The organism is Allomesorhizobium aridi (assembly GCF_043769475.1).
GTDB lineage: Bacteria > Pseudomonadota > Alphaproteobacteria > Rhizobiales > Rhizobiaceae > Allomesorhizobium.
This window is the reverse complement of record NZ_CP171728.1, coordinates 86,002-99,366: the sequence shown is the minus strand read 5'-3', so window position 1 is coordinate 99,366 and position 13,365 is coordinate 86,002. Positions and strand designations below refer to the sequence as shown.

Annotated in this window: 17 protein-coding genes and 1 pseudogene; 7 read left to right on the top strand and 11 right to left on the bottom strand. The window is 59.3% G+C overall.

Annotated elements, in window-relative coordinates; all coding sequences use genetic code 11:
• Positions 1–87 precede the first annotated feature (87 nt).
• On the bottom strand, positions 88–990 hold the full coding sequence (locus ACG873_RS00435; protein WP_394885990.1) for a LysR family transcriptional regulator: 903 nt from the start codon (positions 988–990) through the stop codon (positions 88–90).
• Between the two features lie 107 nt (positions 991–1,097).
• On the opposite strand from ACG873_RS00435, the gene ACG873_RS00430 reads away from it, so the two are divergent.
• Positions 1,098–2,144: a zinc-dependent alcohol dehydrogenase family protein gene (locus tag ACG873_RS00430; RefSeq protein ID WP_394885988.1), complete on the top strand. Its 1,047-nt coding sequence runs from the start codon at positions 1,098–1,100 to the stop codon at positions 2,142–2,144.
• Positions 2,145–2,147: 3 nt separating this feature from the next.
• Here ACG873_RS00430 and ACG873_RS00425 read toward each other — a convergent pair.
• Together ACG873_RS00425 and ACG873_RS00420 are read right to left on the bottom strand one after the other, a co-directional pair.
• Positions 2,148–2,353 (bottom strand): annotated as a pseudogene (locus ACG873_RS00425) (IS21 family transposase); the annotation flags it as partial.
• Between the two features lie 141 nt (positions 2,354–2,494).
• Positions 2,495–2,782, bottom strand: coding sequence for a hypothetical protein (locus ACG873_RS00420; RefSeq protein ID WP_394885986.1), 288 nt, complete (start codon positions 2,780–2,782; stop codon positions 2,495–2,497).
• Positions 2,783–2,822: 40 nt separating this feature from the next.
• Between ACG873_RS00420 and ACG873_RS00415 the strand changes: the two genes are divergently transcribed.
• Positions 2,823–3,143 (top strand): DUF1476 domain-containing protein, encoded by a 321-nt coding sequence (locus ACG873_RS00415; RefSeq protein ID WP_394885984.1) that lies wholly within the window; start codon positions 2,823–2,825, stop codon positions 3,141–3,143.
• A 59-nt stretch (positions 3,144–3,202) separates the two neighbouring features.
• Here ACG873_RS00415 and ACG873_RS00410 read toward each other — a convergent pair whose 3' ends face one another.
• The 8 genes from ACG873_RS00410 to ACG873_RS00375 form a co-directional block, all read right to left on the bottom strand.
• The gene (locus ACG873_RS00410; RefSeq protein WP_394885982.1) at positions 3,203–3,475 is read right to left on the bottom strand and encodes a hypothetical protein; all 273 of its coding nucleotides are present in this window, start codon (positions 3,473–3,475) and stop codon (positions 3,203–3,205) included.
• Positions 3,476–3,684: 209 nt separating this feature from the next.
• Positions 3,685–5,052: an alpha,alpha-trehalose-phosphate synthase (UDP-forming) gene (gene otsA / locus ACG873_RS00405; RefSeq protein WP_394885980.1), complete on the bottom strand. Its 1,368-nt coding sequence runs from the start codon at positions 5,050–5,052 to the stop codon at positions 3,685–3,687.
• A 346-nt stretch (positions 5,053–5,398) separates the two neighbouring features.
• Positions 5,399–5,668, bottom strand: a complete 270-nt coding sequence (locus ACG873_RS00400; protein ID WP_394885978.1) for a hypothetical protein — start codon at positions 5,666–5,668, stop codon at positions 5,399–5,401.
• A gap of 123 nt (positions 5,669–5,791) precedes the next feature.
• Positions 5,792–6,013 carry an RES domain-containing protein gene (locus ACG873_RS00395; RefSeq protein WP_394886125.1) on the bottom strand — a complete coding sequence of 74 codons (222 nt, stop codon included), beginning with the start codon at positions 6,011–6,013 and terminating at the stop codon, positions 5,792–5,794.
• A gap of 505 nt (positions 6,014–6,518) precedes the next feature.
• Complete coding sequence (locus ACG873_RS00390; protein ID WP_394885976.1) at positions 6,519–6,965, bottom strand: hypothetical protein; 447 nt, start codon at positions 6,963–6,965, stop codon at positions 6,519–6,521.
• Positions 6,966–7,093: 128 nt separating this feature from the next.
• Positions 7,094–7,633: an MltR family transcriptional regulator gene (locus ACG873_RS00385; RefSeq protein ID WP_394885975.1), complete on the bottom strand. Its 540-nt coding sequence runs from the start codon at positions 7,631–7,633 to the stop codon at positions 7,094–7,096.
• A 50-nt stretch (positions 7,634–7,683) separates the two neighbouring features.
• On the bottom strand, positions 7,684–8,613 hold the full coding sequence (locus ACG873_RS00380) for a nucleotidyl transferase AbiEii/AbiGii toxin family protein (RefSeq protein ID WP_394885974.1): 930 nt from the start codon (positions 8,611–8,613) through the stop codon (positions 7,684–7,686).
• Positions 8,571–9,431: a type IV toxin-antitoxin system AbiEi family antitoxin domain-containing protein gene (locus ACG873_RS00375; RefSeq protein WP_394885972.1), complete on the bottom strand. Its 861-nt coding sequence runs from the start codon at positions 9,429–9,431 to the stop codon at positions 8,571–8,573. Before ACG873_RS00375 ends, ACG873_RS00380 begins: the two co-directional genes overlap by 43 nt.
• Before the next feature lie 207 nt (positions 9,432–9,638).
• Here ACG873_RS00375 and ACG873_RS00370 point away from each other — a divergent pair, with 207 nt between their 5' ends.
• Genes ACG873_RS00370 through ACG873_RS00350 form a run of 5 tightly spaced genes read left to right on the top strand, consistent with a single transcriptional unit; the run spans position 9,639 to position 13,358 of the window.
• A complete protein-coding gene (locus ACG873_RS00370) occupies positions 9,639–10,217 on the top strand; it encodes a hypothetical protein (protein WP_394885970.1) in 579 nt (192 codons plus the stop codon).
• Complete coding sequence (locus ACG873_RS00365) at positions 10,214–10,762, top strand: hypothetical protein (RefSeq protein WP_394885968.1); 549 nt, start codon at positions 10,214–10,216, stop codon at positions 10,760–10,762. The genes ACG873_RS00370 and ACG873_RS00365 overlap by 4 nt, the downstream gene beginning before the upstream one ends.
• Positions 10,719–11,588 carry a 7-cyano-7-deazaguanine synthase gene (locus ACG873_RS00360; RefSeq protein WP_394885966.1) on the top strand — a complete coding sequence of 290 codons (870 nt, stop codon included), beginning with the start codon at positions 10,719–10,721 and terminating at the stop codon, positions 11,586–11,588. The genes ACG873_RS00365 and ACG873_RS00360 overlap by 44 nt, the downstream gene beginning before the upstream one ends.
• A complete protein-coding gene (locus ACG873_RS00355; protein WP_394885964.1) occupies positions 11,588–12,760 on the top strand; it encodes an XRE family transcriptional regulator in 1,173 nt (390 codons plus the stop codon). The genes ACG873_RS00360 and ACG873_RS00355 overlap by 1 nt, the downstream gene beginning before the upstream one ends.
• Positions 12,744–13,358, top strand: coding sequence for a hypothetical protein (locus tag ACG873_RS00350; protein WP_394885962.1), 615 nt, complete (start codon positions 12,744–12,746; stop codon positions 13,356–13,358). The genes ACG873_RS00355 and ACG873_RS00350 overlap by 17 nt, the downstream gene beginning before the upstream one ends.
• The last annotated feature ends 7 nt before the right edge of the window (positions 13,359–13,365 follow it).

Below are 13,365 nucleotides of genomic sequence, written 5' to 3'. Positions count from 1 at the left end.
GGTTCGCGAACAAGAATGATGCGCCACACGCTGTCACTGACGGCGACCGACATTCTCATGCTTCGAGATTGGAAGATCGCACGAAGCTCACCCCATCATTGCAGGCATCCGCGCCGCCAGCCTGTCGATGAGGATGCGTACGCGCGAGGGCAGGAAGGGCGTGCGCGGCCAAAGTGCTGAACTGTTGAATTCGGTGGCGGGCAGATCATCGAAGAGGCGGATAAGCTCGCCCTTGGCGATGCGCGAGCGGATCAGCCAGCAGGGCAGCCACGCAAGCCCCAGGCCGGCCGCGGCGGCATCACCGATGGCCTCGAGATCGTCGAGCCGCAGACGACCCTTCATGACGATCTCAACATTGTTGCCTTGCCTGTCGGGGAACAGCCAAGTCCTGGTGTAGCGTGGATTCGCATAGTCGATCGCCTGGTGGGATGAGAGGTCGGCCAGCGTAGCGGGCCGTCCGTGCCTTTCGAGATAGGCCGGAGACGCGCAGACCGACATGCTCTGGCGGGCGAGCGTGCGGGTCATTAGGCCGGGATCCTTGGGCAGCGTGCCATTGCGCACCGCCAGATCATAGCCTTCCTCGATAATGTCCACCGGCCGGTCGGTGAAGGCGATTTCCAGCACGAGCCCGCGATGCTCGCGTGCCACATCGTAGAGGATGGGCGCCACGCAATGCCGGCCAAACACGACCGGAACTGTGACGCGCACCATCCCTGCCGGCTCAGCGCGGCCGCTTTCCAGCGCCTGTTCCGCCTCATCCAGCTCCCGCAGGGCGCGCGTGCAGCGCTCGTAAAAGGCATGCCCGTCCTCCGTCAGGCTGAGCACCCTTGTCGTTCGGTGGCACAGGCGCACGCCAAGTCGCCCCTCCAGCCGCGCCACCGCCTTGCCGACGGCCGAACGGGAAAGGTTCAGCCGCGAGGCCGCGGCGGCGAAGCTGCCCGCCTCCACCACCGTGACGAATTCGCGAATGCCGCTCAACCGATCTGTCATGCGCACCATTGTAGAATGAATGGATACATTTAGAGGAAAAACCATCCGCACTGCAATTCCAATGGAGCGAATAGATTACCGGTCAACGTTCAACAGGAGCAAAATCGATGAACCAGCATGTCAGGACGGATATGATGAAGCAGTGGACACTGAAGGATGTCGGCCGCGCCAATCTCGGGTTGGTCTCGGCCGCGGTGCCGGTGCCCGCCGAACACGAGATCCTGGTGAAAGTCGCCGCCGTTTCGCTGAATTATCGCGATCTCCTCCTCATCGAGGACGGCTTGGGCTTTGCCGCCAAGGCGGACCCGTTCGTGCCGGCCTCCGACGCGGCGGGCGTGGTGGTTGCGGCAGGGGCTGCCGTAACGCGTTTCAAGCCGGGGGAGCGAGTGATCTCGACCTTCATTCCCGGCTGGATCGACGGTCCCGGCTTCGGCACCGCGCGTGAGCCGAACTACCGCACACTGGGCGGCGCCATGCAGGGCGTGCTGTCCGAATACGTCGTGCTTGATCAGGACTGGGCGGTGAAGGCACCCGAAAGCCTGGATGATGTTGAGGCAAGCACGCTGCCCTGCGCCGGCCTCACGGCCTGGACCGCGCTGGTCGAGCGTGGGCGCCTTCACGCCGGCCAGACGGTGGTGGTGGAGGGCACCGGCGGAGTTGCGCTGTTCGGGCTCCAGATCGCGGCCGCTCACGGCGCGGACGTGATCGTAGTCTCGGGCGACGACGACAAGCTCGAGCGCGCAAAGGCGCTGGGCGCAAGGCATGGGATCAACCGCAAAAAGGAAGACTGGGTGGAGGCGGTCTACCGCCTGACGGGAGACCGTGGCGCAGATCACATCCTCGAAATCGTCGGGGGCGCACATCTGGGACGCGCCCTGCAGGCGGCGGCCGTTTTCGGGCGTGTCTCGCTCATCGGCGTGCTCGAAGGTTTCGAGATTTCAGGCCACTTCGCCCCGTTGGCGCTCAAGCACCTGACCGTTGAAGGCATCCAGGTCGGCCATCGCAAGTCACTTGAGAATTTCGTCCGCGCTATCGATCAGACCGGAATCAAACCTGTAGTCGATGCGGAGTACGCATTTGCCGACTTGCCGGCCGCGCTCGATCATCTGGCCCGCGGGCCATTCGGCAAAATCGTGATGAAAATACCGCGGTAGACGCGCTTCCGTCTTCAACCAAGCCGACAATTGGTCGGCGACGGTATCAAGTTTACTGGGTCGCTCCGGAATTTTGAACCTCGGCTCCACTTCATCGGAGCGCAGACATTTTCGGACGGTGTTCCGGGACAGGCCGGTCCTGCGTGAAATCTACGGATCGATCGATGCTCACGGAAATGCCGGCGTCGGATCACGGTCAATAGCGCCATGTCGAGCACTCCAAAGCCCCCGCTGAACACAAAGCAGGGACGGTTCGAACATGGGTCCCATTCTCGGTGGAACGATCCCGCATGCCGTGGCTCGATCCTGCCGAAAATGGATGTAGAAATGATCAGGAATCTAATACCGGATCAAAGCTCTCGACCGCAACGACCACCAGGAAAAGGAAAACGGAAAGCAAGGAAGACAGCCGATCGCGGCGTAGAGCCGGTCGGATGACAGTTGAACGTCGCCTGGATGATGAGTGCGCCGAGTCCTCTGTCCGAGCCGATCCATTCGCCGCTCTTGGCGAACACGGCGAGGATTGCCGCCGCGCCGGGCAGATCCCAACCAGGTCTCGCCACAATGAACCGACGCTGTTCGCCTTGCCTTGTTAAGAACGTCGAGCTGGGCCATTCTGGACCGAACCAGCCGGTCATCGGTGGATCGGAAACTCAGACCTGAACCGGAGACCAAGCCATGAGCAGCATGAGAGACCGTCAGCAAGGCTCCGAAAAGAAGTTTGCCCTGGACGAGGAATCCAGGTTCAAGGCCATGGCGCGCCGTAACAAGCTGCTCGGCCTGTGGGCCGCCGAAAAGCTCGGCAAAACCGGCGCAGAAGCTGATGCGTATGCGAAAGAGGTGGTGAGCGCCGACTTCGAGGAAGCAGGGGACGACGATGTGCTCCGCAAGGTACGTGCCGATTTCGAAGCGGCCGGCATCGACCAATCCGATCATCAGATTCGCGCCATGATGGACGAACTGCTGGCGACGGCCGTTGAGCAGATCCGGAGCGCCTGAGCAACAGCGTAGCCGCATGTGATTGCGTATCGCGCCGGCGCGCCGGCCTTATGCTGTTTTCATGTAGGGCGCGGGCCGCCAATGAGCCGTGGCGTCATGTTCAAGGTGTCGGCGCCCGCGCGTTCATCGAACACGACCGTGCAACCCAAGGCGATGGCGGCTTCCGATATCGCTTCTGCCATCTCCTCGTCAGGGGTTACAAAATCTCCTGACATGATCCGGAGTTCTTCGATAGCCTTCGAAGTGGAGAGCAGCGATCCGGCGCACCGGCTGTGAGCACAAGCCTTAACGACCGAAATCAGATCGGCTGCAACGAATTTATTGTTGTCCACGACGGCTCTCCGTCAGTCGAGCCCCTTCGGACCCCTCAACCCGTGACTGCCGAAGAGGTTGCATTAGGAGAGACTGATGGAACATTGCATGGGCCGTGGATTTTCCCATGCGATGTCATCGGGGACCAAGAATCGCGCCTCGCCGTCAACGCCCGCCCCGGCCAACGCTGACAATCATGGCCGGCGTTGTAACCCTCTTCCACTCACGGCTACCGCAATGCTTCGAGGAAATCCCGGCACCACTTTGAGATGTCATGCTTCACCAGGTGGTCCATCATCTGCTTCCAGCGTTGACGCCGCGCTTCCATCGACATGGACAGCGCCTGGGCGATCGCGTTGGCGACGGCTTCTATGTCGTAAGGGTTGACAAGGATCGCCCCGTCGAGTTCGCGAGCCGCGCCGGCAAAGCGCGACAGCACAAGCACACCCGGATCCTCAGAGCGCTGGGCAGCGACATATTCCTTTGCGACGAGGTTCATGCCGTCGCGGATCGGTGTGACAAGCCCGACCCGCGCCACGCGATAAATCCCGGCAAGCGTAGCCTGCCCGATCGACCGGTTCACGTAACGGATTGGCACCCAGTCCGGCGTTCCGTGTTGCCCGTTGACCCGGCCAGCGAACTCGGCCACTTGCCGTTGCATGGTGGCATATTGGAGAACTTCCGAGCGCGACTTCGGCGTGATCTGCAGGAGTGTCGCGCGTCCCTGAGAGGCGGGATTGGCGGCGATGAACTTATCGAAGGCTTCTATCTTATGCGTCAGGCCCTTCGAATAGTCGAGCCGGTCGACACCAACGATCAGGTCGCGATTGCGAAAGCTCTCCTCGATCTTGCGGACCGAACCGCTTCGCACCGCGTTCTGGGCCAGCTGGGCGAAACCCGCCGTGTCAATTCCGATGGGGAAGACGCCGACGCGAAAGCGGTGGCCATAGGCCTCAAACCAGCCATCCCCGAGCGCCCGGCCGATGCCCTCGCGCTCGAGGCAGCTTGCGAAATTATCGGCGTCGAACTGCGTCTGGAAGCCGACCAGATCATAGGCGGTCAGGCCGCGCACGATCGTCTCGTGGACCGGAAGCGCGAAAAACACGTCCGGCGGCGGCCATGGAATGTGGAGGAAGAAGCCGAGGCGGTTCTTCACGCCCATGTGGCGCAGTTCGGACCCCATCGGGATCAGGTGATAGTCCTGCACCCAGACGAGATCGTCGGGCCTGAGAAGGGGTGCGAGCTGCTGAGCGAAGAAGCGGTTCACCCGGAAGTAGCCGGCCATGTCCTTGCGCGCATAGTCTGTCAGGTCCAGCCGGTAGTGGCAGAGCGGCCAGAGCACGCTATTGGCAAACCCGGCGTAATATTCATCGATGTCGGCTCGGCGAAGGTCGGTCAGCGCATAGGTGACGCGGGCTTCCTCGCGAAAGACGGGTTTGCTCGGCTCACGGGCGCCGCTCGATTTGCCAGACCAGCCCATCCAGAGGCCGCCATGCTCGGAGAGCGCGGCCTGCATGGCGACGGCGAGTCCGCCGGCCTGGACCGCGCGTTTGCTTGGAGAGGACACGCGATTCGAAATAACCACCAGGCGGCTCACAGCACGTCATCCCAGAGGCGCGATAGATGAACGGCGGCATTTGATCTGACCGAGCATCGAATATGCTTGGGGGAAGTTGCCTCGGAATTCGCTGGTTTCAATCTCCCAGCGGGCGGTGAACGCGGTTTCGGTTTGTTGAAATAGTCCGGCGCCCGATCGGAGTAGAGATGATGGACGAACATGCCTCCGCCTCCCCAGATGTTAAGATACCGAATTAGCAGCCTCCTCCACCTGCGACGCACGTTTCGCACTCGTGGTAGCGGCGTGTTGTGATTTCCTAGGGCGCCGATCGTATGCGAATACATCGAGCAGAGTTTCGTTGTAGTCGGGCCGACATGTTGTAAGTTTAGACAAGAGGTTCGATTTCTTTACACCTTGCAATCGCGTCGTCGAACGTCATTCCGTCTGCAACCCAATAATCGGCATGTTCACGGCCCTCGCCCTGGATCCGGATTTTCCGATAGTGAACCATCGCCGGAGGAAGATGATGGTCCGTGACCAGCTCCAGACTTTCGTCTCCAGTTCCCTTTTCTAGGAAAATCGTTGGTGCGTCCCCGTCCTCGACAAATTGACCGTCGAGTGGGCCGCCTAGACACCGCAGTTTTTTTCGATTCATCCCGGCTGCCTCATTGTGAGATGAGCGCTTGTATATCACCCTGGGGCTCGCGATGCACCGGAGGTGCCGCGGCATGAAGAATTCCGCTCTACAAGCCTCCGTCAAGCCAAGCTCACTCTGAAATCATCGAGAACCTGGGCCAATCCTGGCGCGCCGAGAAGCGTCACAACGCTGCGGCTGAAGCTTTGCAATCGAACGATCGTAGATGGCGAGATTGGTCGCCCCCTTGAGGCGCGAGGGGTAAATGATCCCGTCCGGCTGGGACGGGTGCTCGTGAAACGCCACCGACCATCGGCGAGCTAGGTTCTGGCGCTGCGCCCGAACGACATCCGTCGGCACACCCATTCTGACGGCATTGTCATCTCTGAGGTCGACAAGGCGAAGCTCCTCCAGACAATCGGCAGTTCGATCTTTTTCGCGGCGTGAACGTCGGTACCTTGATGTCCAGCGTCCGATTATAGAAGGGATCGTCACATGCATGGGCCGAAACCGCGGCGGCGGTTCGGTGGCTTGCAGCCAGAGGAGTCCGGTCCGGCTGGAGGCGGCCCGCTTGTTTTGCACAAAAGACCGCTCGACCTCAGGCGACCTACTTGTGTCCGGCCAGTTCGGGCGATGTCGGACCAATGCTCTGTCCCCGCCGCACAGTGCGGGCTGGTCCGATCAAAAAGTCGCCACGCGACGGTGTAGACACCCAGTCATGAATCTACTTCTTGATATTGGTCTTGGTTTTGCGCGCGACGAGAAGTTCTGCCTGCGTCGGCGACGCTGCGCTAGCCTTCGTCGATTTTGAAGGCTTCTTCGCTGTCTTTGTGTTCTTTGACTTACTGCTCTTGGCCATGCTTTGCCCCCTTTAGAACAGAGCGATCATAAAGAAGACGGCGTGGGACAGGATACCGGCCGCCAAAAAGTATGACGCAACAAGGAGAGCCTTCACTCGCTTGTTATTTATCCCGCTGTTCCGCGTCGTTGCAACTGTAAAGTCGGCAATTCTCTTCCTAAGAAACAGATTCTCGCTTTCGTCGTCCTCTGGATCGCAGACCCCCTCGAAGTCCGCCATGCGTGTACCCCACACCGTCGTGGCGAACGCTGCCAGCATACTGGCCAACGTTGTGGCAAAAATCACTTTCATCGGCAGGGTAATTGTTGCCAGCATTTTGTCGGCAACGAAAATGACAAAGCCGGAATAAAAGGTGATCAACGACAACAGCGTCTTTGCATACTGGTTGATCGTGTTCTCCCTGGCATTTTCTTCCTCGTAGAGGAATTTAAAGAATGCGTATTGTCTTTCAGTCGCCATAACCTTTCCCCCCAGTCCCGCCGATTTCTGGACTCTGAAATCATGCCTCACTATTTCGAGGCGAGAGCCACTACTGATACGATCTTCTGGTCCAATCGGCACCATCTGAAGACCACTTCAGCCAATTTTCAGCCACCGCGGAATCGAATTCGTGAAGGGTCCCTGGGACTCTTCACCTGAGGCTGCCTTTGGAGATGGAGGGCTGTCACCAATAAGGAATTCGCCAGCAAGGTCACCGCAAGGGTGAAACGCATCCTGGGTGGCATCTGATCAGGTTTGGTGCCCCCAAGCGAGATCGCATCCAGCGTAGCGCACTTGGCCGCAATATCTCCGGTTTTGAAGCTCTGCGTCAGGTGGTGGTGAGCGACAATATTCCGGATCTCGGCGATGGCGCCCAAATCCTGGTAGGCCCGCTTGGGAAGGAGCCCGAGCGCGTAGCATAGATCGGCCCGCGCACTCATGCTACCAAGCACGCCTTTGTGGCTGAGCATTCGGTCTGACACCGAACCTTCAAGCAACTTCTTCTCAAGGAGCGACCTCAAGCAAACGTCGAGAAAGCTAGCCGCAATGAGAATGACCGCGAGGTCCTTTTCGTTGTTGAGGACATCGTAGAGTTGCTGTGTTTCTTCGGAGAGCTGCTCCGTCGGTACTCTCAGTCCTTTTGCCATCACGGCTCCTGAGAAAATGCTTTCATTGACAGATCGCCAACGCGGCGACGTTATCTCATCGGCTTTTTTTGGCCGAGCACGCGTTCCAAGTCATTATAGGCGCGCCTGTGCCTGTCTTCAGACATCCGCTCCAGATTTTGCAGCTTCCAACGAACAGCGGGCAGCTTGTCGACGCCATCGATACCAAGCAGTTCCCACTTCGGCCGACGCGCCTTGAATGAGAGCAAGAATTTGCGCTGCTCGTCGGTTAGCGCCTGATTGATCTCGGTGATAAGCCGCTCGCGCACAGCGAGTAGCTCGTCAAGACTGACGTCGATCTGCGACATGCGCAGGAACTCGCCTTCATAAATTCCGGCGATGTCCTTGCGGGTCGGTTGCAGCAGTTCGGCCATCGTCCGATTATGGCTGATGAGATAGACGAGAAACGTTTTCGCCAGGTCGTCGGTGAGGCCTTCGTTTTCAAAGAGCAGTTTGACATCGAAGAGATCGCGCGGATGCTGCCGGTCGAGGGCCGCGCAGATTTTTCCGGCATAGAGGTCCGGGATCGAAAGAAGCTGCATCTCGACATAGCCGAACTGCTCTTCGACCGCGGGCGAGACCTCGCGCAGTTCCTCTGGGAACACGGAGCCCCTCAGTACGGGGGAAAGTTCGATCTTGATGCGGTCACTCCCCTGCGAGACGAAGAGACGCAGGGCATCGGCCTGATCCTCATAAGACCGGATGATCTCGGTATCAGGCATCGCCTTCACAATCGCGTCGGCAATGCGCGAGAGCGCTTCCGCGATGTTTTTCAGCGCTTCGTCGCGGTCTTCCATCGGCAGGTAGACAAGATCAATGTCGACAGAGAGCCGCGGCAGATCGCGAACAAAAAGATTGATGGCGGTACCGCCCTTGAGGGCGAAGGACGTCTCCGCCGCCACGAGCGGCAGGACGCGCGTCAGGAGTCGGACTTGTCTATAGTACGGGCTGGCGGTGTCCACATCTCCTCCGGGATCGTTATGCGGTATTTTGGATCGAGTCTGCCGCCTCTGGCCAGCACTCTGTTCCCGCTGCCAAGGCCCATCTCGTCAAGCTTGTCAGGTGCGGGTAATTTCTTCAGCCACGCATAGGAGTGGCGCTCGGCGAGCCAGTAGAAGAGCCTGCGCACCTTGACGTTGGCGCATTTGCGCAAAAGCTGCTCCATGCGTCGCGGCGAGAGCGTGGTCATGCCCTGGAGAAGCTGATCGGCGTGTTCGAAGGAGATCGCTTCGGGCACGTCCATGAGCACTTCGAGATAGGCCCGCTCGGGCGAGGACATTGTGAAAGGCCAGGCGCTTGCTCGCTGCCCCGGCGTTTCGGCATCTATGAAGGAACGCTCCTGTGTGTCGTACGCGCGGTTGACGAGCCCCGTCGCGCCGATCGAGGACAGACGATTGTGGCGAATGAACAGCACATCCGGCAGCGCCATCTCCAGCCATGCCGGCAATGAGTCTTTGCCGTAGAGGTGCACTGTGCGTTGCCGAGAGAGCGGCAGGTAGTGTGCTAACCCTTGCAGCTCGAGGGCGGTCAGCCCGCCGACGCTTAATTCGGTGCGGAAGATAGTCTGCAGCGCGCTGATGACACCCTGCCACGTCAGGTATGTACCGGGTCGCATATAAACGCCCGGCGCAAGGGGCATGAGCTGCTTGCTTTTGAGCAGATTGTCGAGCGCGTGGCGATCGAAGTCGGGACTCTGCTTCATTAGCCATTGTTTTGTGACCGGCAGCCCTTCGGGCACCAGGTTCACCAACAACTGTCGTCGGTCGGCATTCGTCGGCATAGGTTTGTCGGATCATTCCTCTGCGGCGATGATCGCCGCATTTCCTGATTTCCATAAACTACCATAATTCGATTTGGTTTACAATCTAAGCGATTTGCGGCGATGATCGCCGCGCAGTCGGAAAATCATAAACTTGCTAGCCGTCCGCACGCGCTATTTGACATTGTCAGACTTTTCTGAGAATATTTCTGACATCGGAGAATCGTAATGGGCGATGGTCCTCACAGAAGCCTGCCGTTGCCGCCGAGGTGGAAAGACCTCGCAAAGTTCGCGGACAAGCCAGTATACACCGCCAGCGATGTTTGCGCGGGGCTCACGCCTGCCCTCGGAGCTGATTGGAAAAAAGAGGTGCGCCCGGAAATACCGAAGCTGCTTTCGAGCCTCCTTGGTGGATCGTCACAAGGCGATTTGTTTTCTTTTCCTGCGCAAATACTCGAGGCGCTCGACAACATGAGGGTGCACGCCGCGGGCTACGGACTCCAGCTCGCCGTCATCGACTGGACCAAGCAGGCCGTGAGAGAGGGCTTTTCCGGTCAAGAGGCATTGGTGCAAGGATCGGCCTACGCGCTCGAAGCGCGCTGCGCCTCAGGCAACCGACAGGTTGAAGAGCACTATCTTCGTGACACCAACAACAAGCGGGCAAGCCATGTGCGTGAGCGGCTTGAGGAAGCAAGACGAGGCTTCGACTTCGCCGGACTCGCGCGTTCGGTGGTGGCTCCACAAACGACCGCTCTTCATAAAGCACCCGCGAAGCAGAGCGGGCTGGGCGATGGGCCACAGCTATGAGCGCCACTGACACCATCCCCCTTCGGCAAGTGAACGTTGATGTAGTCGACGAGCCTGCCCGTGCAGGCGCAAACTGGACCGCCTGCGTCATTGACCAGGACATTCGATTCAGCGCCGAACACTTGCTGTCATTCGCGTTCGCGAATTTCGAACCCATCGTCTTCGACACGCTGGTTGTCGCTGCTGCCATCGAATTCTGCGATCGCATCGCCCCACGTTCTTCGAAGATGTGGGGCAGGGAGTTTGTCGTGCGTATCGCCGTGCATGATCCGGCGCGCTGGAATGACAGCTCCATCGCCAATCCTCTCCATGAGACGCTCAACTTGCTCACGGGCAACAAATGGAACTTGGTGTTCGTCAGGAGAGCGCGGGACTATCAGGCCATCGGTCAATCTCACCTGTTTTCTTTGGACGGGGTGAACGCTGTGATCGCCTTCAGCGAGGGTCTCGATTCAAAAGCGGTCTCCGGCCTCTTCTCCCCGCGAGATGGGAAACAGTCTCGTGCGGGTGCGCGTCGGCGAGAAATTGAAGAAGTACCCTGTTGAAGAGGGTCGGCGCGTCCCCTTCACCGGCATTCCCTATTCGGTCACCACTGGCGACGGACATAAGGAAACCAGTTTCCGGTCGCGCGGCTTCAAATTTGCCTCGGTGAGTGGGCTCGCTGCCTACCTTACCGGCGCACGGGAAATTATCATGACGGAAAGCGGTCAGGGTGCTTTGGGCCCTGCCCTCTTGCCGGTCGGTCAAGGCTACCCGGACTACCGCAACCATCCGCTGTTCACGATCCGCATGGCGAAGTTCTTGAACGCGCTGTTCGGGACGTCTTTGAGTTTCCGCTTTCCCCGTTTGTGGTCCACCAAGGGCGCCACGCTGGCCGCATACATCAGGGAATATGGTGATCAAGGGGAATGGAGGCAGACCCGCTCTTGCTGGCAAGGGCCACGCCAGATGTCTACGAATGGCGACTTTCGCCAATGCGGGATCTGTGCGGCGTGCATGTTGCGTCGGCAGAGTGTCCATGCGGCGGGCCTCACCGAAATGGCAAACACCTATGTCTGGGAAAATATTTCGGCACATGACTTCGAACAAGGAGCCAGCGGAAGCTTCACAAAGATGACGCCGGCACTCCGCGAATATGCGGTCGCTGGGACGCTCCATCTCGATCATCTGGCCGCCATGGCGGACAACAATGCTGAAAAGCACGTGAAAGCGCGGCTCGCCGCAGAGTTGAGCGAAGCGTTGGGCCAGCCGCTCGACGATGTCCGACAGTTGCTTGCAGATCTGCTATCGGCCCACGCGGCCGAATGGAAAGCCTTTGTGAACTCTTTGGGACCGGGCTCGTTTGTTACGGGCTGGGCAAGTGCAGCATAATGAATTCGCCTTCTTCCAAGATTTCTGATGCTGATCTGGGAGAGCGCCTACGGCTCGCCCGTGAGACCGGTAAATTTACCCAGGCTGCGGCGGCTAGCGCGGTGGGTGTGGCCAGAACGACGCTCCTCGCCATCGAACAGGGTCAGCGCGCCATCAAACTGAAAGAGCTGCAAAACCTCGCGAAGCTCTATGGAACGTCGGTGAACACGCTGCTCAGGCAAGAAGCGGTTCACGTCGACCTCGTGCCCAGATTTCGTAAACTGACCGGTGATGATGATCCATCAGTAGAAGCAGCGGCACGCACGTTGAACGATTTCGTTCGCGCCGAGGTCGAGCTGGAGAATGTCTTAGGCCTGAAGCGTCTGCCGAACTACCCGCCCGAAAAGCAGATACTGCCCGGTAATGTCAGAGCACAAGCGGAGCAGGACTCGCAGGAACTGCGGCATTGGCTCGGGCTTGGCTTGAGCCCCATTCAAGATGTTCTGAGTCTGATCGAGTTGCAGCTGGGAATCCGCACGTATGTGCATCCGCTCGGCGGCAAGATTTCCGGTCTATTCGCGTTCGATGACACGGTTGGTGCATGCATGCTGATCAACGCAAGTCATAGACGTGATCGGCGCGCTCAAAGCATCGCGCACGAGCTTGGCCATTTCACCGCGACTCGACGTAGGCCCGAAGTTTTGCACGACTCGCCGCTGCCCAACTCACGCGATGAACGATACGCCGATTCATTCGGGCGCTCATTCATGGCGCCGGCGCGCGCCGTCATGCAGAAATTCCAGGAGGTGACGGCGGGGGCGCCGAATCTTTCCCGCCGCCACGTCATCATCCTCGCGCACTATTTTGGAATTTCGCGCGAGGCACTGGTGCGGCGGTTGGAGGAACTTGAACTCGCCAAGCAAGGTACGTGGGACTGGTTTCTAGACAATGGCGGCATATCCGACGAACAGGCCCGGCAAGTGCTCGGCGATCGAGGCGCGGGTCTTGACCACGAGGAACTGGGGACCGGCCCCGTTTCATTGCGCTTGGGTTCGCTGGCCGTCGAAGCGTTAGATAGGGGGCTCATGAGCGAAGGGCAAATCGCAAGACTGTTGCAACTTGACCGAATTGCAGTGCGGCAGCTTCAAGAGCAAGCGGCAGGGGACGACGCGTCGTATGGACCGCCTCTTTGAACCGGCCTTCCTAGATCTGCCGCTTGTTTTCGATACCAGCGCGATTATCAACCTCAACGGAACCGGCGTTGCAGGCGCGATCCTGGCAAGGCTGCAACGCCGTATCGTCGTCACCAGCGTCGTCACGGGCGAATTGGAAGCTGGCGTCGCAAAGGGCAGGTCCGATCACCCGAAGTTCCTCGATTTGGTTACGCGCAAAATCGTGTCGGTCGAAGATCTCAGCGACGGGGCTCAGACGACTTTCCAAGACCTTGTCACCGGGAGCGCGATCGAGACGCTAGACGACGGCGAAGCAGCGACGCTTGCTCACGCCCTCGACCTTGGCGCTGTGGCCGTGATCGATGAAAAGAAGGCGAGGAGAATCGCGGGCGATCGGTTCCCTTCCCTTTCGATCCTCACCACGACCGATCTTTTGCATCACCCAGAAATGGAAAAACATGTCGGCCGGGATTCCTTGGCCGATGCTATTTTTGCAGCGTTGACCGTCGCGAGAATGCAAGTGCCGCCCGCCCATCTGCAATGGGTTCGTGATCTGCTTGGAGCGCGTGTGAATCAGTGTCCAAGCCTCCCCAGGAGCAGCCGCCAGACGATACGCTGATGGCCTT